Origin of the sequence: Lacibacter sp. MH-610, assembly GCF_045780045.1 — a bacterium.
Classification (GTDB): Bacteria; Bacteroidota; Bacteroidia; order Chitinophagales; family Chitinophagaceae; genus Lacibacter.
In genome coordinates this window covers 970,390-993,656 of record NZ_CP116002.1, presented here as the reverse complement: position 1 = coordinate 993,656, position 23,267 = coordinate 970,390, and the positions used below count along the sequence as shown (strand labels likewise).

General features: G+C 40.1%; 23 protein-coding genes. 5 read left to right on the top strand and 18 right to left on the bottom strand.

From position 1 onward, the window contains the following. Positions 1-41: 41 nt before the first annotated feature. The 3 genes from PDL71_RS04505 (at position 42) to PDL71_RS04495 (ending at position 2,081) form a co-directional block, all read left to right on the top strand. Positions 42-485 carry a DUF2721 domain-containing protein gene (locus PDL71_RS04505; RefSeq protein ID WP_407525940.1) on the top strand — a complete coding sequence of 148 codons (444 nt, stop codon included), beginning with the start codon at positions 42-44 and terminating at the stop codon, positions 483-485. 124 nt (positions 486-609) lie between these two features. Further along, the gene (locus tag PDL71_RS04500; RefSeq protein WP_407525937.1) at positions 610-1,350 is read left to right on the top strand and encodes a glycosyltransferase family 2 protein; all 741 of its coding nucleotides are present in this window, start codon (positions 610-612) and stop codon (positions 1,348-1,350) included. A gap of 2 nt (positions 1,351-1,352) precedes the next feature. Then, the gene (locus PDL71_RS04495; RefSeq protein ID WP_407525934.1) at positions 1,353-2,081 is read left to right on the top strand and encodes a class I SAM-dependent methyltransferase; all 729 of its coding nucleotides are present in this window, start codon (positions 1,353-1,355) and stop codon (positions 2,079-2,081) included. A gap of 6 nt (positions 2,082-2,087) precedes the next feature. Here the strand turns inward: PDL71_RS04495 and PDL71_RS04490 are convergent, their stop codons facing one another. From PDL71_RS04490 to PDL71_RS04435, 12 genes are all read right to left on the bottom strand, one after another. Beyond that, entirely contained in the window at positions 2,088-3,839 is a 1,752-nt protein-coding gene (locus PDL71_RS04490) for an LIC_10190 family membrane protein (RefSeq protein ID WP_407525931.1), read from the bottom strand. 5 nt (positions 3,840-3,844) lie between these two features. Next, positions 3,845-4,255 (bottom strand): hypothetical protein, encoded by a 411-nt coding sequence (locus PDL71_RS04485; protein WP_407525929.1) that lies wholly within the window; start codon positions 4,253-4,255, stop codon positions 3,845-3,847. A gap of 58 nt (positions 4,256-4,313) precedes the next feature. Next, on the bottom strand, positions 4,314-4,742 hold the full coding sequence (locus tag PDL71_RS04480; RefSeq protein ID WP_407525926.1) for a DUF983 domain-containing protein: 429 nt from the start codon (positions 4,740-4,742) through the stop codon (positions 4,314-4,316). 70 nt (positions 4,743-4,812) lie between these two features. Next, entirely contained in the window at positions 4,813-6,642 is a 1,830-nt protein-coding gene (locus PDL71_RS04475; protein WP_407525924.1) for an ABC transporter ATP-binding protein, read from the bottom strand. Positions 6,643-6,790: 148 nt separating this feature from the next. Continuing rightward, entirely contained in the window at positions 6,791-7,576 is a 786-nt protein-coding gene (locus tag PDL71_RS04470; protein WP_407525921.1) for a glycosyltransferase family 25 protein, read from the bottom strand. 174 nt (positions 7,577-7,750) lie between these two features. Further along, on the bottom strand, positions 7,751-8,632 hold the full coding sequence (locus PDL71_RS04465) for a hypothetical protein (protein ID WP_407525918.1): 882 nt from the start codon (positions 8,630-8,632) through the stop codon (positions 7,751-7,753). A gap of 4 nt (positions 8,633-8,636) precedes the next feature. Then, complete coding sequence (locus tag PDL71_RS04460) at positions 8,637-9,884, bottom strand: O-antigen ligase family protein (RefSeq protein ID WP_407525916.1); 1,248 nt, start codon at positions 9,882-9,884, stop codon at positions 8,637-8,639. Beyond that, positions 9,850-10,647 (bottom strand): WecB/TagA/CpsF family glycosyltransferase, encoded by a 798-nt coding sequence (locus PDL71_RS04455; RefSeq protein ID WP_407525913.1) that lies wholly within the window; start codon positions 10,645-10,647, stop codon positions 9,850-9,852. Before PDL71_RS04455 ends, PDL71_RS04460 begins: the two co-directional genes overlap by 35 nt. Further along, positions 10,626-11,804, bottom strand: coding sequence for a glycosyltransferase family 4 protein (locus PDL71_RS04450; protein ID WP_407525910.1), 1,179 nt, complete (start codon positions 11,802-11,804; stop codon positions 10,626-10,628). Before PDL71_RS04450 ends, PDL71_RS04455 begins: the two co-directional genes overlap by 22 nt. A 7-nt stretch (positions 11,805-11,811) precedes the next feature. Continuing rightward, a complete protein-coding gene (locus tag PDL71_RS04445; RefSeq protein WP_407525907.1) occupies positions 11,812-12,975 on the bottom strand; it encodes a hypothetical protein in 1,164 nt (387 codons plus the stop codon). Next, complete coding sequence (locus PDL71_RS04440) at positions 12,972-13,703, bottom strand: class I SAM-dependent methyltransferase (protein ID WP_407525904.1); 732 nt, start codon at positions 13,701-13,703, stop codon at positions 12,972-12,974. The genes PDL71_RS04445 and PDL71_RS04440 overlap by 4 nt, the downstream gene beginning before the upstream one ends. Positions 13,704-13,767: 64 nt before the next feature. Then, on the bottom strand, positions 13,768-15,096 hold the full coding sequence (locus tag PDL71_RS04435) for a hypothetical protein (RefSeq protein ID WP_407525902.1): 1,329 nt from the start codon (positions 15,094-15,096) through the stop codon (positions 13,768-13,770). Between the two features lie 205 nt (positions 15,097-15,301). Here PDL71_RS04435 and PDL71_RS04430 point away from each other — a divergent pair, with 205 nt between their 5' ends. Beyond that, complete coding sequence (locus tag PDL71_RS04430) at positions 15,302-16,060, top strand: sugar transferase (protein WP_407525899.1); 759 nt, start codon at positions 15,302-15,304, stop codon at positions 16,058-16,060. Positions 16,061-16,065: 5 nt separating this feature from the next. On the opposite strand, the gene PDL71_RS04425 is transcribed toward PDL71_RS04430, so the two are convergent. Beyond that, on the bottom strand, positions 16,066-17,607 hold the full coding sequence (locus PDL71_RS04425; protein ID WP_407525897.1) for a YifB family Mg chelatase-like AAA ATPase: 1,542 nt from the start codon (positions 17,605-17,607) through the stop codon (positions 16,066-16,068). A gap of 66 nt (positions 17,608-17,673) precedes the next feature. Between PDL71_RS04425 and PDL71_RS04420 the strand changes: the two genes are divergently transcribed. Beyond that, entirely contained in the window at positions 17,674-18,210 is a 537-nt protein-coding gene (locus PDL71_RS04420; protein ID WP_407525894.1) for a DUF2911 domain-containing protein, read from the top strand. Positions 18,211-18,447: 237 nt separating this feature from the next. On the opposite strand, the gene PDL71_RS04415 is transcribed toward PDL71_RS04420, so the two are convergent. From PDL71_RS04415 to PDL71_RS04395, 5 genes are all read right to left on the bottom strand, one after another. After that, positions 18,448-19,368, bottom strand: a complete 921-nt coding sequence (locus PDL71_RS04415) for an NAD(P)-dependent oxidoreductase (RefSeq protein WP_407525891.1) — start codon at positions 19,366-19,368, stop codon at positions 18,448-18,450. Positions 19,369-19,372: 4 nt separating this feature from the next. After that, positions 19,373-20,128, bottom strand: a complete 756-nt coding sequence (gene rsmA / locus PDL71_RS04410; protein ID WP_407525888.1) for a 16S rRNA (adenine(1518)-N(6)/adenine(1519)-N(6))-dimethyltransferase RsmA — start codon at positions 20,126-20,128, stop codon at positions 19,373-19,375. Between the two features lie 55 nt (positions 20,129-20,183). Continuing rightward, positions 20,184-20,579 (bottom strand): hypothetical protein, encoded by a 396-nt coding sequence (locus PDL71_RS04405; RefSeq protein WP_407525885.1) that lies wholly within the window; start codon positions 20,577-20,579, stop codon positions 20,184-20,186. Positions 20,580-20,730: 151 nt separating this feature from the next. Next, on the bottom strand, positions 20,731-22,659 hold the full coding sequence (locus PDL71_RS04400; protein WP_407525883.1) for a T9SS type A sorting domain-containing protein: 1,929 nt from the start codon (positions 22,657-22,659) through the stop codon (positions 20,731-20,733). A gap of 60 nt (positions 22,660-22,719) precedes the next feature. Further along, positions 22,720-23,112 carry a hypothetical protein gene (locus tag PDL71_RS04395; RefSeq protein ID WP_407525881.1) on the bottom strand — a complete coding sequence of 131 codons (393 nt, stop codon included), beginning with the start codon at positions 23,110-23,112 and terminating at the stop codon, positions 22,720-22,722. Between the last annotated feature and the right edge of the window lie 155 nt (positions 23,113-23,267).

Here is a 23,267-nt window from a genome sequence, read left to right as displayed (position 1 = left end):
GTGGTTTTTTTATTTACAAACGCTTCGCTTATTTTTAGTTAATGAACGAACTCTCCATTAATACGCCTGCACTTTTATTTCCGGCCATTACGCTGTTAATGCTGGCCTATACTAATCGCTTTTTAGCTATTGCGGCACTGGTACGTAAGCTGCATGATGAATACACCAAGGAAGAAGATAAGTTACTCCGCAGGCAAATCAAAAATCTGCGTGGCCGTATCAGTCTTATAAGAAACATGCAGGCGGCGGGTGTGTTGAGCTTTTTACTTTGTATAGTTTGTATTTACCTGATTTTTGAAAACCACCAGGCGGCAGCCCAGCTCATTTTTGCAGGCAGCTTATTGAGCTTATTACTGTCACTTATTTTTTCTCTCATCGAAATTTTCCGCAGTACTAAAGCCATTGACCTTGAGCTGAGCGATATGGAACTGAAAGAACGAAGCATCTTAAAACGCATCCTCGATGTTGATGATGAAGAGGCTTAGTAAGCCTCTGCGAAAGCCACGGCAGAAACAGGCGATGGACTGATATAAAACCCGGGAACAAAGTTTCAAACATTGTACATCCATATCCTATATTCGTACCTTTTACAACCCCGAACCAGGTGCTATGCAGACATTGAACGAAAATTCTATTAAAAAACTTTCCATAATCATACCTGTGTATAACGAAGCCAGTACTATTAAAGTCTTGCTTCAAAAGATTATTAAAGTTCAACTACATAATGCCATTCAAAAAGAAATCATTGTTGTAGATGACTGCTCTACTGATGAAACTTACAACCGGCTACTTGATTTTAAGCAAGAAGCAGGCATTGAAACTCCTTTAGTGGTCATAAGGCATGAAAAAAATTCAGGAAAAGGTTCGGCCATTCATACAGGAATTGCCAATGCAAACGGTGATGCCATCGTTATTCAGGATGCCGATCTGGAATACGACCCGCAAGAGTATGATCTGCTGCTGAAGCCGATCAATGATGGATTTGCTGATGTTGTGTATGGTACCAGGTTTGCCGGTGATAAAGCTCATCGCATTTTATTTTTCTGGCACTCTATAGGAAACAAGTTCCTTACTTTCCTGAGTAATATGCTCACAAACCTGAACTTAACTGACATGGAAACCTGTTATAAAATGTTCAGAGCCGATGTACTCAAAAAAATAAAACTAGAAGAAAAAAGATTCGGATTTGAGCCGGAAGTAACCGCTAAAATTGCAAAGCAAAAAAACATCCGCATCTACGAAGTAGGCATCAGCTACTATGGAAGAACATTTGATGAAGGCAAGAAAATCGGATGGAAAGACGGTTTCCGGGCTATTTACTGCGTACTTAAATACAACTTATTCAGATAAAAATGGATTTTAAGGAATTTGATTTTGAAGGTGAAGAAACATTAAAAACAATTGCGGAAGCACATGCATTCAATCAATGGATGTATGAATCAATTAAACCTTATTGCAAAGGAAGGATTCTTGAAATAGGAAGCGGCATCGGTAATATTTCTGATTTCTTCATAGCTGATGGTTCTGATATTATTTTATCGGACATAAGAGATCAATACAGGACATTTTTAAACAGCCGTTATAAAGAAAGAGGAATCAGTATACGGAATATCGATATAGTAGCTGATGAATTTAAGCAGTTAACATCAGATCTTCATGGCAGCCTGGATACAGTTTTTGCATTAAATGTAGTGGAGCATATCCAAAATGATCAACTGGCGGTTAAGAATATGCTTTCGCTTTTAAAACCCGGAGGTGAGCTTATTATTCTTGTGCCTGCCTTTCAACTGTTGTTCAATAATTTTGACCGTGAGTTAATGCACTACCGGCGCTATACCAGGAAATCATTAAACAATCTGCTATTAAAAAACAGTAACATCACCCTGAAAAAATCATTTTACTTCAATAGCCTGGGCATAGCAGGTTGGTTTGTTGCGGGAAGTGTTTTGAAAAAGAAATTGATACCATCCGGCAATATGAAGCTCTTTAACAAACTGGTACCAATTGCAAAAGTTCTGGATAAAATCACATCAGGATTTGCGGGGTTGAGTGTAGTTGCAGTAGTACAAAAACAAAATTAAAATCCATCAGTGTTGTTTATTCACTGCATAAAAACCATCTTTTATTGATTTACCACGCATCTCCGGTTTTATGTAGATATATTCTTCCTCTGTTGTAGCAGGCAACGGGGCATTCCAGATGCCTCCGCCCGGTACGATGTAAATCTTTTCACCGCCGGTAAATGAACCTGTTTTCAACTGATCCGGCATTCGTGGGGTTAAAGGCTTTGCAGAAAAATAAATAAAGCTATTAAAGAGATCGCTGCTGTGTACAAACACAATTGCAACAACAATTACAGTTAATGCAAACCAGCTTGTGTACTTTGATAAATCCTCCAGAAAAAACCTGGTCATCCATACAACTCCAAAACTGCAATAAAGAATGATAAACCCATACCCGAATCTGAAATCCGGTCCTTTTAAAAACCAGAGTAAAATACCCGAAGCAGCAATAACAAGTGTTAAAACAACAGCAGCATAAGCACTAAAAAAAGAAAGACCTTTCTTTAAAAATTGTACTGCAGCAATCAGCAAATAAGAAACGGTACATAATAGTACCATTATCAATAAAACAGAGTTTACAAAATTCAACTTTTCAAACCATGCGGGAAACCAGGCTGCTATGTTTGCTGCATCACTTGTTTCAGGCTGGCCTGATATTGCAAAAGCTTTCACTGCAGATTCAAACCAGTAAACATTTTCAAGAGGCAGTTTCCAGTCAACATTAAATATATCTATAGCAGAAAAAGGAAACACCAGGTACCCACTTAAGAGAACATTACGGATAAGCCATGGCAAAAGAAGTATTACTGAAAGCAACCCCATTAAAACAACAGCTTTGAAATGGCGCATGCGCCAGTTATTGATCCATAAAAATAAAGGCAGCAGCAGAACCGGAGCTGTAGTTAGTTTAATGGTTACAAGCATTACACAGTACAACAAAAAAATACCTTGCAACTCCTGTTGCCCTTTTGTTTGTTGGAGCACTTTTGCATTTTCAATGAGTAAAAGAAATATAAACCAGGTGAGTACGGCAGCCGGGATATCTGCAGAAGGAGAACTCAGAAAATTTATGTTGAACAACATAAAATCCGATTCGGCGCTATGATGAAAACAAAGTGCAGGGAGTAAAATAAGCGCCCGAAGAAGCGTTTGAAAAGAATAATCTCCACGCAATAATTTTAAAATACCGCCAAGCGTATAAATAAAGATGAGAAAAAACAAAAGGCCATTCAGGTCATTAAACAATCCAATCTTTAAAAAAGAAAAACTATGATGCGCCTGCAACACCAGCCATGAACTATTAAAGGCAATTCGGGGATTGATATTAGCCAGCCCTTTTACCGTTCCATACTCCTGCAGCCATTTTATGGAAGTGGAATAATACAATCCATCATCTACATGCGAAGAAGGTAATGAAGATAAATAAGCAAGAATAAAAAGATAGGTTGTACTTAAAAGCAGGATCAGAAATGGTGTTTGTTTCAGCAGTTCGACATTGTACTTTACAACAAACAGCGTTTGATTTTTAAAAGCAATCATGCCTGCTACTGCTACTACAAGTAAAAGCAACTGAGAAAACAATCCTAATGGAATAAAAAGACATAAAACATTACTAATAAAACCCGTAACAAGTAATCCGCTGATTGTTATAACTGAGAAGTGAGCCATGAAAGGCCTTTCAAATCCATCTTTATAATTCAACAAACAATGAAAAATTACCCCTGTATGAAAAGATACAAAGGCAATAAAAATCCATGATAGCAGTACAGGTATCAAAGAAGTTATTTTTTAAATTCTTCCGGGTACTGTTGCCTGTAGAACGTAGCGGCTAAAACATAAATATTGTATTGCAGCGGCAGGTTGTTAGCATTACAATTACTTTTTACCAGCGCCATATTAGCTTCTGATTCCAATACGGCATTGATGGTACCAAAGAATTTTTCGTTAGAGCTCTGAATCTTACCGTTTTCATAGATAGTAATGGAATCACCCAAATACTCTTTGGAAGATTTGATCAATTGTACAATTTCATCAGCTGTATATTCCTTAACAGGCACCCCGCCTTTAACCGGCGTAAGCGAAAGCGTTTCAGTTTTAGAGCGAAGCAGTTTTTCGTAACGGAAAATAATTGCTGCAATTGAAACAATTGCAATAATGATGGTAAAAAGCAGTAAGCGTGTTTCTTTCTTCATATCAGTATCAGTTACCGCAAAAGTAACTGAAAGCTGAATACATCAGGCCCGACATTGGTTAATAATCAAAATGCTGCGGCTTATTGGATTCATATCCCTCATCATACCGCACAAAAAAATAGAGGTAAATGGTACGGCTCAACCGCATAAGCCATGGTTGCAATACCAGCAGCAGCAAGGCGTTTATACCCAGCCACCAGAAAACACGGTTATCATCAATGGAGATACCAATCAATACCCACCATGCAATAAATGTAGCTACTGAAAAAGCAATCGCCAATGCATAGCTTACGTACCCGGTGCCATACCAGAAACCGGGCTCCATATCAAACTTCTGATGACATACGCTGCAGGATTCATGCATATCAAACGTATGTTTGAAATTATAGGCACTGTAATCTTTAAACAATTTGCCTCTTCTGCAACGGGGACAATGCATACTGAAAACACTCCAGAAATAATTAGGCTTTGACTTCGTTCCTCCCATCGTTCAAATTTTTTGCAAAAGTAAATGCAGATTTAATCGTAAACAGTGATTTGAGTTACTTAACATGTCATTAACTAACTGCAGAAATCATCTTCCGGCGTTCACCAATTTGCTGGCGCCACATAGCATAGTACAAACCTTTTTCATCCAGCAACTGTTGATGCGTTCCAGTTTCTACTACTTCGCCACCTTCCAGCACATAAATCCTGTCAGCATGCATAATGGTACTGAGACGGTGTGCAATAAGGATGGTAATCTGTGTTTTAGCCGATGATATTTCACGGATGGTAGAAGTAATTTCTTCTTCCGTGATAGAATCGAGTGCAGAAGTTGCTTCATCAAAAATTAAAAGTCTTGGCTTGCGTAACAAAGCCCGAGCAATGGAAAGACGTTGTTTTTCACCGCCACTTAACTTTAAACCACCTTCACCAATCATCGTATCCAGCCCTTTTTCCGCCCTGGCTAATAACCTTTGACAACTTGCTTTATCCAGCACATCTCTTAAATCATCATCTGTAGCAGCAGGGTTTACAAAAGTGAGGTTCTCTTTAATGGTGCCGCTAAAGAGTTGTGTATCCTGTGTTACAAAACCAATCTGGTTACGCAGGTCTTCAAAATCAATAGAATTTTCATCAATGCTGTTGTAAAGTATAGTGCCTTGTTGCGGACGGTATAAACCAACCAGCAATTTCATTAAAGTTGTTTTGCCGCTGCCGGATGGACCCACAAAGGCTACTGTTTCACCTTGCTGCACAGCAAAACTGATTTCTGTAATAGCGTTTTGCCCTGCTGTTTGATGTTTGAATGTTACCTGTTTAAATTCGAGCCTGTCAATTTCGCCAAGGTGTTTGGGTTGTGCAGGTGTTGGCTCCGGCTGCTTCATCATGAGGCTATTAAAATTGTTGAGCGATGCTTCTGCTTCACGGTAAGAAAGAAGAATATTGCCGATTTCCTGCAAAGGGCCAAATACAAAAAAGGAAAAGATCTGCATGGTTACCAGTTGCCCTGCATCCATCCGGTCTTTAAAAATGAGCCACATCAATATAAACAGAATCACCTGTCTGAGTGTGTTTACCAATGTACCCTGCAGAAAACTGATACTGCGGATGCGTTTTACTTTTGTAAGTTCCAGTCCGAGAATTTTGTAGGTATTCTTATTAAGACGGCTTACTTCCTGCTCTGTTAATCCAAGACTTTTAACCAGTTCAATATTGCGGAGTGATTCTGTGGTTGAACCGGCTAAAGCAGTTGTTTGCCCTACAATTGTTTTCTGAATCTGTTTGATTTTTTTACTGAGCAGATTGGTCATTACTGTGAGCAGGGCGATGCCTACCAGGTAAGCAATGGGAACATACCAACTGATTTTTAAAGCAGCATATACAAAAACAAAACTGATACCGATAAGGATTCCAAATAATACATTGATGCAGTAGTTCATAAACTTCTCTACATCGGTACGCACTTTGGTAAGAATGCTGAGCGTTTCACCGCTTCGTTGATCTTCAAACTCCTGGTAAGGAAGTTTCATGGCATGCTGCAAACCATCTGTAAAAACTTTAGCGCCAAATTTCTGGATCACCACATTCAGAAAATAATCCTGGAAGTTTTTTGCAATGCGGCTGATCATAGCTACGGTAATTGAAAAAATGATAATCCACCATACACCTATCTGCAGGTAAGGCTTACCATTACGTTCTACTGTTTCATAAATCCAGAAAAAAGTATTTTGAGTCATCGGTGTTTCGCCGCCCTTACTCTGTTGAAACTCGTTAGCCAGGTTTACGAGTTTACCAAAGAGTATAGGATCAATTAACGAAAATCCCATGTTAATAGATGCCAGCAATATGGTTAAACCAACCAGCCATTTGTATGGAGCGAGATATTTAAATAAAATTTTCATGTATAATTATTTGCTTGCGTTCGATAGTGTTTAAAAGAAAGTTGACAGATAAAAACAGGAACAGGATTTTGCTGCCCGCAGCAGTTACAAAATGCTCCCCCCAACCGAACCATTCAGTTTTTCAAACAGCAAATGTAGCAGTTGTTGGTTACAACCCGTTATCGTAAGAATCAGTAACGTAAGAGTAATTATTGCCGCCCAGTTGTTGCGACTCCTGTTCAAACAGCTTCGGAACACACAAATAAGCATCTACCATCCTATTAGTAACGGCATACCCCAGCAGGTTATCGGCTATAAAAGAAATAGGTGTTTGCAAGCGTTGAAGTTTTTGAGCAGCGCTTAAAGTAAGGGCATAAGCACTGGTGTACTCATGATAACCGGCCTTTTTAAGATGAGTGGAAAACGGGATGGCATATAAATTACGGATCATGGAAGGTGTCCAGTTATTGCGGCCGGTAAGATGCTGAATCATGTATACAGCTTTCCGATACCGGCTTAAAAGGTTGTTATCAGTTCGTTTGTGATAATCAAGGTATAAAAGTTCCCAGTTGGAAGGAAGTTCCTCTACCATTTGAGAAAAAAGATCAAGACCGGATTTATTCACCACCACATCATCTTCTAACACCAACACACGTTTATACCCTTCCTTTACCTGCAGTTCATATACTTTTTTATGACTCCAGGAGCAGGCAATCTGACCGTTAATCATGGGCTGGTTCCAGAGATGGTGTTGCTGCGCCAGCTTACGGCTGTAAATACCATCGGCAATTAATTGTTCCTGGTTGAGTTCTTTGCCATCCACCCCAAATAAAAACTCAAAATCTAATCCCTGCAGATCCTCTTTGATTTTTTGATGACGTTCTGAGGCACGGGTAAGGGTGATGATAAAAATTTTATCAAAATATGAATTGATATACTCAAAAAGATTTTGCATGAACAAAAGACTGTTAAGCCGGATAAAACAAAGATGCTGAAAAAGCTGATTGAATGAGCTTAAGATCAGCAAATTTGTAACCAAAAAAAATAAATCATAGAAACTGACTTAACCCATCCATAAAACGTTGCATGTCCGAAAAGCTTTGAAACATCATGGCAAAAGACACATCTTCTATGCCCTTTTTCTGAAGTACATACCAACTAAGGAAATAAGAAACCCGCCGCCCAGGAAGTACATCAGAATATCATTGAACCTGGGATGGTTAGGTTTAGAAGTAGTGATAAAAGGCTGTATTACTTCCACATTATCCAGTGTTGCAAGACTTTCATCCAGGTAGAGCTGCTCCTTAAAATAATTGATCTCTGCTTCATACACCTTTACAGGATCCACCGGCTCACCAAGTATAATTCCCTGCCCCTGGCTTCTCGGGATGATGCTGTTGTTTACAATCATTTTCAAGCTATCAAGACTTTTCAGCTTAACATCAAGGTTTGCCTTGAGCGACAAAAGACTCTTACGTTTCGCTTCACGTCGTTTTAAGGCGTAATTGTTATTTTCAAGATAATCTACTATTCCTTTTTGAAGAGCAGCAGTGATACCGGAATCAGCATACACGGCTGTGATGGTAAAAAAGTTACGTATGGTATCCCGGTCGTTCACAAAAAAAGAATCCTTGGTAAGTTGAGAACGGATAGCAACAACGGATGCAGCCTGTTCCTCTGTAATATCCAGTTGCTTAGCTAAAACAGATTTGTTTTTCTTATTCTTTACCAGTTCTTCCAGGTTATCAAGCAAAATCACACATAACTTGGCGGGGAGTTCATGTGTTACAATCACAGCTTCAGAACGGTAAGCTTTGGGCAAAATAAACCGAAGCGAAAATCCTATAACACCCGCAGCTACTGTTATAAGTAACACATAAACGATATTAGCACGGATGAGTGCAATAAATGAACCAAGAGCCCTGAACAAACGAACGATTACATCCCATAGTGGTTTTAAAAAAGTAAAGAGATCTATTTCTTCTGCCCGGTTCTTATTTGTTTCTTCCATACAGTTATGGATTGATCGGTTTATGTTGATTAAAAGCAAATATCGAATTAAAAAACGAATACCACACTACTCCTTTACTTATTTCCAGCATGGATTCTGTACAACAGAACAGTATAAAAACAAGGAGAAAAAGGCTATAAAGTACATCCCCTTTCCTGATACTGTAATAGAAAGGCACTGCCATTGCAAGCATCAGAAACAGCAGCCCGATGAGCCCCGTCATCAACCATTGTTCAATAAACTGATTGTGGGCATTGTACCGGTTATACCTGGAAGCAAAATAAAACTTCCTGTTTTCATAACTTTTTTGCAACTCATCCTGCACATCACCAACGCCTACTCCCGTAACGGGGTTGCTTTTAATAACATCTGCAGCACAATTCCAGATAGCAATTCTTAAATACAAACCATCCCAGGATTTACCCAAGCTTGCATCTTCATCAAGAGGAACCATTAATGCTTTATTAAATTGAAATAAGGTTTGAAACCTGTTACGTAGCGGTTGGTTAATAAGAATAAATCCTGTTATCAAAACTAAAAGAATACTGCCTGTAAGAATTTGCAACTTCAACCCGGGAAACATGCGGATTACAAAATACACAATAAGCAGTATGCCTGAGATAAGACCCAGCCGGTTAGAAAGGAGAAACAATGTGATTAAAAAAACAAGGACAGCAATGAGATGGCAAAGCAAATTCTTTTTCCCGTTAATCAAATGCATATGGATTGCCACACCAAAAACACAGAATAAAGCAGCAACAGATGGGTACACATATTGCAACGGCAAAATATGATAACCAAACAAATCATTTACATTGCCCGACTTCCAATAAAACAAAATGGCTTTACCAATAAGAACCAGGCAGTACAACAATACGGAACCGGAAAACAAATACAACAATTGGTTCTTTTTTTGAGCTGTTCCGTAAGAACCATCTGCAAAGGCCAGTGGAAAAACTAATAAAGGCAGTTTTAGCTGCAGTGTGTTAAGTGCTTCTTTTACATTGGCACTATAAAAAAAACTGATGGCGCTAACCACAAAAGCGCCGGTAAGAATAAAAAAAAGAAAAGGTTGATTGATACGGAAACGGAACTTTGTTTGATACACCCGCATTAAAAAAAACAATACACATAAAGCTCCGTTCAAAAAAGGAAACCACACCATTGTAACAGCAATGCCTGCCGCCAACAACCAGGTTACCAGGTCAGTAACAGTATTATTTTGTGTCTTTATGATATTGCTGTTTATCAAACCCTGCTATAGATTGAATCAACTGTTTTAAAAGAAGCAAGATAAAAAGTGAATTGGTGGTAACATAACGTTTTATTAAACGGCCGGGCTCCTGCTGCAACCTGTACAGCCACTCCAGTCCTGAACGTTGCATCCACACCGGCGCTCTTGATTGTTTACCGCTGAAAACAGAAAAAGCTCCGCCCACACCCAACAGTACAGCATTGATAGCACCTGTATTAACAGCCATCCATTTTTCCTGGCGGGGGCAACCAAAGGCAACAAATACAACCTGCGCCTCTGCATCATGAATGCGACGGATAATGGAATTATTTTCTTCCTCACTCCAATTACCAAACGGAGGTGCATAGGTACCGGCAAGTTGTACAAAAGGAAATTCGTTACGGATGCGCTCTTGCATAGCAGAGAGAATTGCTTGCTCGCCTCCCAGCAAAAAAATGCGTAACGCTGTTTTACGCTCATTTACATAGTGTAAAAATGAAGGAAGAAAATCCATACCTGCAATCCGTTCCTGTGGTTTTCCTGAAAACCAACGCATAGCTTTTGCAATGGGTTGTCCATCTGCCAAAACAAGGGAAGCAGTACGCAGTTGTTGTGCAAAAGAAGGATCCTTATAGGCTTCAATGGTCATATGCACGTTTGCAAAACATACAAAACCCTGCTTTTTATTTATGCCGGCATTTACTACCCATTGCATAGCCTCCGCAAACCGCATGGCATGCGGATAAAGGCTGATGACCTTTATGGTTTCTTCTTTTGCCATATTGCAGTTTTGTAGATTGTTAGTAATTGTTCATACCCCGCTGCCGGTGTAAATTTTTCAAGATAGGATTGTCTGGCCTTTTCATTGTATTGTTTAACAGAAGCTGTTTGCTGAAATGCACGCACACATTCAACAATAGATATAGCACTGCCGGGCTTGAAAAGTAATCCATTACTGCCCTCCTGTACCAAACTACTCATAGCTCCAAGTTTTGATGCCAGTACAGGCGTTCCTGCAGCAAATGATTCAATCATCGTAAAAGGCAATCCTTCATACCACAGCGATGGAAAAACTAATGCCTGTGCTTTCTGAAGATAGTTGATAAGTTCAGGTTGTGCAAGGTTCCCTGCGAATCTAATATTAGAGTTAGCAGCACAACGATCTATTATTTCATTTTGTAATGGCCCCTGTCCTGCAATTACCAACTGCACATCCGGCATCTGCTGAAATGCCTGCACTAATGACTGAACTCCTTTTTCTTCACTCAGGCGGCCGGCAAATAAAAAGAAAGGTTCCCGCTTTACATCAGAATTAAAAATGTCCGGTGTGAAATTGGGTTTTACAACGAGTTTATTTTCGGGAAGTTTTAATGAAGAGGAAGCGATGATTTGTTTTGCAAAATCAGTAAGCACGATAAACTGATCTACCTTTTGCTGCCATGTATGCAATAGTTTATGAACAGATGAGAACGAAGTAGCAGCTAATGATGCTGCTGCCGATGATTTGTAACAACGATGAATAACTCCTTGAAGAGGGAAAACTTTGTTTGCACAAAGTTCACAGGGTTTACCGGACCGAAGCAACAAAGCATTGGAACATAGAAGCCGGTAATTATGCAGGGTGGCAACAACCGGAATCTCCAGTTTATGCAATGCATAAAGTATGGAGGGAGAAGCCTTGAAGAAAAGATTGTGCACATGCACTACGTCAGGCTGAAACGCCTGCACTTTTTCATAGGTCATTTTATAAGAATGCCTGTTGTAAACAGCCTGCAACCCGCTTCGGAGTTGTTGAAAAAAACCATAGCCTGCTTCGTTTGAAAATAAAAGTATCTCTACTTCATGCCCCCTTGATCGAAGTAATTCGATTTCGTTTTCAACGGCCCGGTCTTCTCCTCCCTTTTGTAAATATTGTGTATGTATAAAAAGTATGCGCACGGCTGGGTTATACTGATTGATGAAGCTTTCTTACTGCAATAGCCTTAGCCAGGAAACCAAGCAACAACCAGTAAGCAGAAGCGTAAATGGGCGACTCTAACACCGGGTTAAAGAAAGCGATGATGGTAATAGCAAAAAAACTCCAGAAAAAAAGAACACTCCGGTTCCTGTAATAAAATGATTTATGATAAAAATATTCTTTGAAAATAACACGGTACATGGCAAATGCAATAAGAGCATATACAATGCCCATACGTGCAAACAGGTAAACAAAAGAATTATGAGCTCCCATTACATAAGGTAATGTGGATAGCTTTTCAATTTCATAAACCGGGTAAAAACGAAATAAAGGTGTACCAAAGCCCAATCCAATTATGTTTAACGGAAACTGATCAACTATCGCCTGCTTCCAGAAAATTAATCGCCAGGTAGTACTGGGATCAATACCAAGGAAAAAATTGGACTGCATAACAGCATCAATGCCATCACTGTTATAAATGGAATAAAAAGTATCCATTATGGAAAGATTCTCCTGTACAGTTATAAAAAACAGTATAAAAGAAATTAAAACCAGCAGCCCCAGTTGCCTGGCTGCTTTATAGCCGGGAATAAACAATAAAGTACTGTAAAAGAGAAAGAGGATCATGATAGTAGCCGAGCTGTACACAAAAGCATAAATAAGGCAGAGGAACATCAGAAACAACAAACCATACCTTAAACTGCGGTTATGAATAACAGCAGGAAAAAGTACTGACATCCCAAACCTTTCAAATAAAAACCTGGACAATGGCACTACAAGAAAGAAACCGATGTAAAGCGATAATACATTCCGTATTTTATTTATAAAAACAGGCAGGTACTTATACAGGAAATAACCGATGAAAAAAGCAAATATGGAATAAACAATCACACTGTTACGCAGGTAAAAATACAAACCGTCCATGCGCCATAAAGAAGTAAGTAAATGAACAACTCCTAACGACAATAATAAAAAAATGCAAACTACCAGTTCACTCCGTTCAATTTTAAAACGATGATAGGCCAGCATTCCCAAACCTATAAATGAAAGTGCTTCATTAAAATAAAGTTGCTTCTCAAAAAACCATGGAGATATAATATAGCAGAGCGCTATGAGAAAAAAAAGATTTGCTATGGCCTGCTTTTTAATCATGCCGCAGTGGTTGATTTCTTTTGTGCCAATACCACGTTATTGAAATATAAAGAACGGTTCACCGGAAACAACGGAGCGATTAATACTGCCAGTAAATTTAACGGCACAATTAAAAGCATAGCTGCATAAAGAGCAACTTTACCTCCTTTGCGGCTTATTTCATATAAATACAGGATCCATAATTGAAATAAACCCCGAACAAAATTTCCTGTTTTCTGAAACCGGATTATTTCAAACCCGTTTTGGCGGAGCAGAGAACAAATGCCTTCAGAAGTATAACGGGCATAATCAAAAGGCATTTCATGTTCATTCCAGCCAAACGGAGCTGTGAGCAGCAGTTTGCCGCCGGGTTTTAAAACACGGTTGATTTCATTCAACATTATATCCGGTTGAAAAAGATGCTCCAGTACTTCGCTGCTGAAAACACTATCAAAAGTTTCGCTTTCAAACGGCAAACTGGTACCGTTGTAAAAAACATCAATTTTGGAGTAACGGTGATTATGGCCGGATTGTTCTACATCAACACCTGTATAAGAGTCAACCGTAAAAAGATTTTCATAGGGCTTACTGCCGCAGCCAAAATCCATCAACTTTCCTTTTAATTCAGGAGCCATTTGTCTAATGGATTGATACAACGGGTAGCGTATCAAAAAAAAAGGATTAAAAAAAACAGCGGCAATACCCGGTTGAAAACTTTGTTGCCTCAGTATATCTTTTAGTGACTTCATTAAGCTGTTAAATTCGGCTGCACGCAAATCTAAGGAAAGGGGTGAACTTCTCTGCTTCTTAATATCAGCTGCCGGGTTCTTTCATCATTTGTTTGATAAGTTGCTGCTGTGAGAAAAACATGACAATACCGTACAGCAATACAGATGCCATGAATGCTGTAAACGAATCACCTAACATAAATCCAACTGAACAAGAGAGCACAGCGTAGATCAACAGTTGAAACGCAAAAACCAGACGTGGCCGTAGTTTACCTGACAGCTGTAACCTGCGGATCATCCATACAGCAAATACAATTTCGCCGGCCAGCAGCGCAAATATTGAAAAAGATGGGTTTTTTGTAATAAGGGCTGATGCTGTAAATAGTAAAATTGTAAGCAGGGCAGCTATTGTACTTATGAAAGAATAATCTTTATCTGTTTTTCGGAGCAAGGCAATTGTAGTTACGCTTGAAAAGAGTGCATAAACCCATGCTGCAACAGCAAGAACTATAAAGAGCATTGTATAATCAACATAGCTATCACCCACAAAAATGCGGATCATGGTTTGCGGGTACATACAAAAGAAAGCCAGGAATGCTGTTCCGGCAATAAGACCGGTTTTATCAACAACCAATTGTATTTCCTCATCAAGCATATTACGCAGGTATGCCTGGTGTATAATGCGAAGCACTCCTTTGTACAACATATAAAACTTTAAAGCTGCTACCAATACAGCCACCTGCTCTGTTTCCGGAAAAAGATAGGGCGCTATTAATACAAGCCCGTAGCCCAGGAAATACAAGGCAATTGATACCAGCCCAAGTTGGAAATGCTGATAATACAGCTTGAGGGAATGCAGCACAGGTTTTACCAGCAGCGGTACGTTGAGATAATAAGTAATAAAGCTGTTGGTAAGCAGGTAGCTTAACAGCATTACTATTACAAATATGGTCAACAGATTTTCTTTACCGAAATAAGCAGCTGCAGCAACGGCACCAAAAGGAAGAATGACTCTTACTAATGCTACCAATGCTCCCGTTAACGGATGCCCGGTTGCATACAGGGCATAATCACCATTCAATGCAAATAAAGGAACGAGTATAAAAACGAGAAATACGGGTTCGTAAAAAGCAAAACCTGAAAAAAGCAGTAACAGGCAACTGAGCGTAAGCCGGGCTTTTTGCGTTTGACTAAATTCATTTTTCCACTCTTTTTGTAACGCAATGTTGCGCATGGCCGCTGCCTGTAAACCAAATGCAAACAGGTTGATCAAGAACTGGCTTAACGCATCTGCCTGACCCAACTGTGCCACCAGGTGCGGATTATTACTACTTAACAGGTATTTAAGCACAAATACGGAAAAGAGCTGACCGATACCCGTAACGACTCCGATAAAAGCCAGTTTTTTCAGCATAATTGGCACTTAGTTTGATCGCTATAAATATCTGGTTTAATTACGGAAATAAGCGCTGAAATCAGGATAATCCCTTAAAAAAGAACTACACAAAAAGGGAATCGTTTCCATATTAAATCTTGTATATGTTTCTGACAAAATCACCTACATTTGTCAGACGTGTTAAAAGAAAGCATACCTTAGAAAAACACGCACTCAACCGTATATGACCCCTGTTCATCATACTTTTTCCGGGCAAAAAAGAGAAGAAAGCTTTTCAGCCTCTTCTGCTTTTGCAAAACAGTTACGCAGCCGGACTTTAAGGACGATGATGAAACGATTTTTTGATGTAGTTGTTGCCTCTTTTTTAATTGTAACAGTTTTATCCTGGCTGGTTCCCATCGTCTCCATTTTGATTTTGATTGACAGCCGAAGCCCCGTTTTCTTCAGACAACGCCGTGTAGGTCGGTTTGGAAAAACCTTTTATTGCCTGAAGTTCCGCACCATGTACAACAACATTGAGGCAGATTTTAAGCAGGCCAGTGATGATGACCCACGCATTACCCGTTTGGGTCATTTTTTACGGAAGACTAATATCGATGAGTTGCCTCAATTATTCAATGTATTGATCGGCGACATGAGCATTATTGGCCCCCGCCCTCATATGCTTAAGGATTGCAAAGATTTTAATGAAGTTGTAAAAAATTATAAGCTCCGTTCCTTTGTAAAACCGGGAATTACCGGGCTGGCACAAATCAAAGGATTTCGTGGACCCACAACTGATGACTTAAGTATCATCCATCGTTTTCGCTGGGACCTGTTTTACATACGCCATAGCTCCATGGCATTTGACCTTTCTATATTAGCCGTAACTGTTTACCAGGCCGGGGCTCATTTCATCAGCAATATCGTTGCATTATTCAGTAAAAGAAGCAGGGCAGCCCGTAATGTTGAATTTGAAGGCAAAAAGCAAATTGCTGCCTGATTTTCTTAACCGGCCCATCCTTCCCGATCCAGGCTTCGGTATTGAATTGCTTCCGCCAGGTGTTCCACTTTGATGTCATCACTATCTGCCAGGTCTGCAATGGTTCTGCTCACTTTTAATATGCGGTCATAAGCACGGGCACTTAAATTAAGTTTATCCATAGCAGCCTTAAGCAATGTTTGACCAGCCTGAGATATCACACAGATTTCCTTGAGTTGCTTACTGCTCATTTGTGCATTGGCATACACACCTTCCACACCTTGATACCGAAGCGCCTGCCGTTCTCTTGCTTTAATCACACGCTCCCGGATGTTTTCAGAATGTTCACCCGTTTCGTTTTTTGAAAGTTCGCTGAAGGGCACCGGTGTTACCTCCACATGCAGATCAATCCGATCCAGCAAGGGACCTGAAATTTTATTAAGATACTTCTGAACAGCACCGGGCGGACAGGTACATTCTTTTTCCGGGTGATTATAAAAACCGCAGGGGCAGGGATTCATAGAAGCAATGAGCATAAAGCTGGCAGGAAAATCAATAGCAATCTTTGCCCTTGAAATAGTTACCCTTCGTTCCTCCATTGGTTGGCGCATTACTTCCAATACAGTACGTTTAAACTCCGGTAATTCATCCAGGAATAAAACGCCGTTATGTGCCAATGAAATTTCACCGGGCTGCGGGTTAGTGCCGCCACCTACCAAAGCCACATCACTGATGGTATGATGTGGTGAGCGGAACGGACGTTTTGATATGAGTGTTGCATTTTCAGGCAACTTACCGGCTACACTGTGAATCTTTGTTGTTTCCAATGCTTCCTGTAAGCTTAATGGAGGAAGAATGGTGGGCAACCTTTTTGCCAGCATCGTTTTACCGGCACCGGGCGGACCAATAAGAATTGCATTATGACTGCCGGCAGCAGCAATTTCCAAAGCCCGTTTAATATTGGATTGACCTTTTACATCACTAAAATCAAATTCAAAATTATATTGAGCATTATAAAATTCTTCTCTTGTATTTACTTCTGTTGGCTTGAGAGCAGTTTCATCATTCAAGAACTCAATCAACTCCCGTATATGCTCCACGCCATATACATTGAGTTGATTCACCATACCGGCTTCTCTTGCATTTTGCCTCGGCACAATCAATCCTTTAAAATTTTCCTTACGTGCCTGTATGGCAATGGGTAAGGCTCCTTTGATTGGAAGAATACTTCCATCCAGGCTCAACTCTCCCATGATTACATAATCACCTAACCGCTCGGGATTCTTGATTTGTTCTGTAGCGCCTAAAATGCCGATGGCGATGGGTAAATCAAATGCCGTTCCTGTTTTACGGATATCCGCCGGGGCCAGGTTTACAATAACTTTGGTACGGGGAAAAAAGTATCCGGAAGTTTTTAATGCACTTTCTATTCGCTGCTCACTTTCTTTTACCGCACTATCCGGCAAACCCACCATAAAAAATTTCTGGCCGCTGCTTACATTTACTTCCACTGTAATGGTGATGGCATTTACCCCGTACACAGCGCTTCCAAATGTTTTTACCAGCATGTGGTGTTCTTTTTCTGAAGACAAGATAATGTAAATGGTAAAATTCGTACTACTTATCTTTATCCCATGAAGAAAGTATTGTTTTTTACCGCTGCTACACTGCTTTTAAGCATTGCTTACTCACAAGAACGTTTTACCAATCCAAATGCCATTGTAGATACTTTTAAGAAAAGTATTCCATGTATTACAAAAGCAACGATCAATGGCGCTGAAATTGAAATCAACTATTATTCACCGGCAGTTAAAAACAGAACCATTTGGGGAGGACTGGTTCCCTATGGCGAAGTATGGGTTACCGGTGCCCATAGTGCTACCAACATCAGCATCTCAAAACCATTTAGTATTGGCGATGTAAAAGTAAAGGCGGGCAAATATGCCATCTTTACCATTCCCGGTAAAGATGAATGGATCTTTATATTGAATAAAAATTACGAACAACATTTGGCTGATGACTATAAACAGGAAGAAGATATTTTACGCTTAGCGGTAAAACCCATTACAAATGATGTTGTGACTGAACGATTATATTATTCCATTGTTGAGAATAAACTGGTAATTGGATGGGAGAAAGTGAAAATAGAAATACCAATACATATTAAATAACAACAACTATGCAGAAAAAGAAGCTCCGGTATATATGGCTTTGGATCATGGGGACTTTGATTTTAGCTGTTATCTTTTTAACAATATATGACTGGCGGAGGCTGATGGAATCGAATGACCTGTTCAGATTATTCATGAGAGTTATAATAACTTTTCTTATTACAGTATCATTTATATTTCAAATTAAAGAGTATAAAAAAGAACAAAACCAATCTTGAACTTTTGAAATATTCATTTTTATAACCCCAGTTTATCTGCAATAATCTTACTCATTTTATAAAAAGACTCATGGCTGTAACCGGCAATATGCGGCGTTATAAGAACATTGGGCTGTTGTAAAAGCCAATGAAGTTTTTCGTTTTCTTCAGAAGAATAAGAACTTAATTTTTCGTTTTCCAATACATCTAAAGCAGCACCACTTATGAGGCCTTTTTGCAAAGCCTGTATCACCGCATCTGTATCATGTACTTTTCCTCTTGATGCATTGATGAAATATGGCTTTTGTTCCATGGCTTCAAAAAACGAAGTGCCGGCATAATGTAATGTTTCATTTGTAAGCGGCAGATGCAGACTGATAACATCGCTGTAACGGAGCACCTGTTCCAATGAAGCTTCCCTGATGCGTTCACCACCAAAACCAAATGCATACTTATCATGCGCCAGTATCGTTACATCAAAGCCCTGTAATTTTTTTGCAAAAGCCTGCCCCGTATTTCCGAAACCGATAATACCTACTGTTTTACCACCAAGTTCTGTACCACGGTTTTCATCACGACGCCACAACCCGTTTTTTACTTCAAGGGCACTGCTGCTGATTTTGTTCATGAGATTGAGCAGCATGCCCAGCGCATGTTCGCCCACTGCATCCCGGTTGCCTTCCGGGCTGCTGTACACTTTAATACCACGGCTTTGTGCATAGGTTACATCAATCAACTCCAAACCACTGCCCAGCCTGCCAACCCACTGTAATTGTGCGGCTGCCTCTAACAAAGATTGATTAATGGGGATACGGGTTGAAACAACCAGGCCCTTTGCATCAACCACTTCTCTTTGCAAGGCTTCTGTTGTAATGGCCGGTTCATATACCACGGTGTAACCGGCAGCTGCTAATTTCTGCCGCAGGTATTCATGACAGGGTGTTGTTATAATTGCTTTCACGTTCTTACTTCATTTGAAAGGTGAGTGCTGCAAACTGCTCAACAGTTAACTGTTCTGCACGTTTGGTAAACAGCTCATCCGTTAAAGTTGATTCATCAAATAAGGCTCTTACTCCGTTACGTAACATTTTCCGCCGTTGATTAAAAGCAGTCTTCACCAGTTTGAAAAAATCTGCTTCTGATCTCATGGCCGGAATGTCAATTGATTTTGTTAACCGTATCACACCGCTTTTAACCTTGGGAGGCGGATTAAAACAATTCTCATGTACATCAAACAGATACTCCACTTTATAAAAAGCCTGCACCAATACACTCAGGATGCCGTACACCCTACTTCCTTCCTTTGCAGCAATACGCTGTGCCACTTCTTTCTGAAACATTCCGGTTACTACCGGCACCTGTTCTTTCCACTCCAGTATATGAAACAGAATTTGTGAAGAAATGTTGTAAGGAAAGTTGCCTACAATATGAAAGGCACCCTCAAAAGGAGGAGCAGCGTCTAAAAAACTCTGATGAATGATTTTATCTTTCAGTTGCGGATAGGTATGAAGCAACCACTCTACCTTTTCAGTATCTACTTCTACTGCTTTAAAGGAAACACCTTCAAGCTGTAATAAATATTTAGTGATGGCACCACCGCCCGGCCCTACTTCCAGAAGTTGTTGAGGCTGCATTTCTTCTACAGCCTTTACAATATTGCGGCAAATGCCTTCATCTTTCAGGAAATGCTGACCCAGCGATTTTTTTAAAGTGTACTGCACAGCGCAAAAATAAATCTTTCGGCTGTGCAGTACCTGATAATTATCTGTATGCTCTTTAACAACGTCTGCCTATATGAATAACATCCGTGCGGGAATAAAGAACCGCTCCATCATGCTGATACGCTACAATACGATAATAAAACGTTCCCTGTGTTACTGTTTTATCACGGTAGCGGAAAAAGAAATTGCTCGTGGGAGTGATTTCAACAATGGGCGTAAAGTTTACTCCATCTGTAGAACGCTCTACATGAAAGAACACAACAAGGATGGGATTATTAAACATCCAGTTTACTGAAACATCACGACCCATACGATATGCATTAAAAAAAGGATAATCCTGTTGCGGGTGATGTACAGTAATATGTTGTGGGTTGGAAACGGATGAGCCGGCTTTACAATACAGGAGTTGCAAGGAAAGCAATACGGCCAGGGTAATGATTCTTGTTTTCATGGAATTGATTTTTATCTATTGAATCAAAATCAATGCCTCATTTATCCGAAACAATTTGATTTTATACGCATTGTAATTGAAAAAACACTACGTAAAGCATCGAAGCAGTTTGAAAAAGAAAACAGAAACGCTTGCAGCAGTTGAATACTGATTAATGATGGATAATAATTTTCTTCCGGTCTGTTTTCAAGCCTTGTTTTACAATGACGAAGTAAGTACCGGCAGCCCATTGCGGCAATACATCAAACTGTACAACCTTTTGTTGCGGTTGCACTACCTGCTGCTTTACCATCACCCCATTTATATTAAGAACGGTTATTTCCGCTGGGAGATGATTATGAGGTAATACAATATTCAGATACCTGGAAACGGGGTTGGGTCCGATGATGATTTCAGTATTGGATGCATCAGCCACACGTATGATACGGCTGTATGTAACTCTTCCGTTAGCAGACACCTGTTTGATGCGGTAGAATAATAAAGGCGGTCCATTGGGTTTGTGAGGATCAGTATAGGAATAATCGCCGCTTGCATTGGACGGGAATCCTGCAATCCGTTCAAACCGTATTCCATCTTCACTGCGTTCCACATAGAATATTTCACCTGTCGCCGATACATCCGTACCCCAACTGATATGATTGTAAGCCTGTAGTTGTTTTACATCAAACCTGTTGATCTGTGAGGGCAATATGGTACAACCGGAACCAAGTTGGATTAGCATGGTATCTCTTACATATACAGATCCGCAACTATCCATCAACTCCTGGCTTACTACATACAAACCCGGCTGATCTACCTGAATGGAAGCACCCACCGTATCACTCACAATATTTCCAGATAATGCACGCCAGGTATAAATAGAAGTAACCAATGGATTACTCACCCAAATGGTTGCAATGCCCGGCAAACAAAGCGTAGGAAAATCAGTAGCCAGTTCAGCAGCAGGAGCACGGAAAAAGCTGAAAGGACCCACAAAGTCTTTTAACTCCGCCGTGAAGGAAGTAGAAGCTCTCGACTTTACCAATACTCTTCTGAAAGGCATGGCACATGGATCATTTGAAGTAACTAACGGATCCAAACCCAGCTTACTTAGGTTTACAGAAAACTCCATAAACTGTCTTGCTGTATAGTTAGCTACAACTGTATTGTTTTGCAGTACTAATTGAAAAGGACCGGCCCAGGTATTATTGGCTGATTGAAGACCGGTATAAAAAGTACCCGCCGTTTTAGGTACAATACTGGCATAGCCATAGGTAGCACCCGGCGAACCCCCATCAAAACTTCCGCCCCAGTTAAATGCAGCAGGAGTAATTGAAAGAGCGCTTTGGTGCACCCATATTCTGGCTTCAATATATGATAGTGAAGAGCTACCGTATTCAGCTGTAAAAATCACATCACCGGCTTTAAGAATATTTCCTCCCGCATCAAACAGCCACGATGTATGCCCTGCATCCGGACCATAACCTGTAAAAGAAAGGGTAGGCCGATTGTAGGTAATATCGGTTTGATACATTTCAAAATCAAAGTAGCGATTACCCGTTGTATTATCTAAGGATACACCGCCAAACATCCACAGAGAGTCATTGGAGTTTGGTCCGTCTCTCCGCACATGCATGTACATGTCAAGAATATCATTCTTATCCGGTATGCCCTGCGAAAGAGGTGTAGACCAGCTTTGCGGGCTCATCCCGTTTTTATTACTGCCGCTTGCAAAAACCGTGGAGTCATCGCCATGGTGATCCCTGATAAATATCGCATCAATCAACATCCGGTTATTTACAATGGAAAACTGCGGATAACGCATGCCCCTGAAAAAAGGCTGCATACGGGTAGAAGGAGTAGTTGTATAACGGTTTACAATAAAGGCAGCACCGGTTGTATCAATAACACCAACTCCGGGGCCGGCACTCGCACCTCTGAACCAATCGTCATTACCTGCAGAACTGAAACCATTAAAAAAGTTAGCTCTCAAATCTGCTTCCACTCCAAAATTGGCTTTAATAACCGGGCCGGTAACCTGTGCACCGGTTGTAGTGCACCAAGCAAGTGCAACTGTGGCTATTAAAATTTGAAGTTTCATAAGATACGGTTAAGAGGTCGTGACGGATACTGATACAGCGGGGCCGGTAGCTGAATGCTATCAACCACGTTTTACGATACGAACTGATTCCATAGGAGATTCAGTTGTACTCATATCTTTTTGTTGTGCTACAATCTTATAATAAGTAACACCGGGTAATGCGGTTACATCACGGTAACGATAGGTAGGGCTACCGGTAGCAGCAATGGTTTCTAACTCGTAAAAATATTGACCGTCGTAAGAAAAGAAAATGGTAAAGCTTTGTGCTTCCATGGGATTACTTACTGACCATGTAAGCATTGCATCATTCGCCATACGGTGTGCTCTGAAATAACCAAACTGTTGCGGCGTGGCAGCAGCTTTAGCTGAAACAACCGGAGTAACTGAAGGATGTGAGGAAGCAAAGCTACCTGAAGCAAAGAGTATTCCTGCAAAGAGTAAAACAGATTTCATGGGATTAAGATTTAGTGCAAGGTAGTTAAGTCTTATTTGCCTGCATATGCTTTAGCCGACTTTTATCCTGTATAATTGATAAAGAAAAACCCTTAACATATTCCTCTTCTGTTGATAATCAACAAGTTTTTATATCCGGCAGTTACAGCAAAAAG

Coding starts and splice junctions, on each gene's coding strand:
- PDL71_RS04435 (WP_407525902.1), bottom strand. CDS start 15,096: ATGCTGAAAAAACTGGCTTTTATCGGAGTCGTTACGGGTATCGGTCAG.
- PDL71_RS04425 (WP_407525897.1), bottom strand. CDS start 17,607: ATGCTGGTAAAAACATTTGGAAGCGCTGTGTACGGGGTAAATGCCATC.
- PDL71_RS04495 (WP_407525934.1), top strand. CDS start 1,353: ATGGATTTTAAGGAATTTGATTTTGAAGGTGAAGAAACATTAAAAACA.
- PDL71_RS04465 (WP_407525918.1), bottom strand. CDS start 8,632: ATGGAAGAAACAAATAAGAACCGGGCAGAAGAAATAGATCTCTTTACT.
- PDL71_RS04420 (WP_407525894.1), top strand. CDS start 17,674: ATGAAGAAAGTATTGTTTTTTACCGCTGCTACACTGCTTTTAAGCATT.
- PDL71_RS04455 (WP_407525913.1), bottom strand. CDS start 10,647: ATGGCAAAAGAAGAAACCATAAAGGTCATCAGCCTTTATCCGCATGCC.
- PDL71_RS04475 (WP_407525924.1), bottom strand. CDS start 6,642: ATGAAAATTTTATTTAAATATCTCGCTCCATACAAATGGCTGGTTGGT.
- PDL71_RS04485 (WP_407525929.1), bottom strand. CDS start 4,255: ATGAAGAAAGAAACACGCTTACTGCTTTTTACCATCATTATTGCAATT.
- PDL71_RS04440 (WP_407525904.1), bottom strand. CDS start 13,703: ATGAAGTCACTAAAAGATATACTGAGGCAACAAAGTTTTCAACCGGGT.
- PDL71_RS04505 (WP_407525940.1), top strand. CDS start 42: ATGAACGAACTCTCCATTAATACGCCTGCACTTTTATTTCCGGCCATT.
- PDL71_RS04405 (WP_407525885.1), bottom strand. CDS start 20,579: ATGAAAACAAGAATCATTACCCTGGCCGTATTGCTTTCCTTGCAACTC.
- PDL71_RS04445 (WP_407525907.1), bottom strand. CDS start 12,975: ATGATTAAAAAGCAGGCCATAGCAAATCTTTTTTTTCTCATAGCGCTC.
- PDL71_RS04470 (WP_407525921.1), bottom strand. CDS start 7,576: ATGCAAAATCTTTTTGAGTATATCAATTCATATTTTGATAAAATTTTT.
- PDL71_RS04480 (WP_407525926.1), bottom strand. CDS start 4,742: ATGGGAGGAACGAAGTCAAAGCCTAATTATTTCTGGAGTGTTTTCAGT.
- PDL71_RS04395 (WP_407525881.1), bottom strand. CDS start 23,112: ATGAAATCTGTTTTACTCTTTGCAGGAATACTCTTTGCTTCAGGTAGC.
- PDL71_RS04400 (WP_407525883.1), bottom strand. CDS start 22,659: ATGAAACTTCAAATTTTAATAGCCACAGTTGCACTTGCTTGGTGCACT.
- PDL71_RS04430 (WP_407525899.1), top strand. CDS start 15,302: ATGACCCCTGTTCATCATACTTTTTCCGGGCAAAAAAGAGAAGAAAGC.
- PDL71_RS04500 (WP_407525937.1), top strand. CDS start 610: ATGCAGACATTGAACGAAAATTCTATTAAAAAACTTTCCATAATCATA.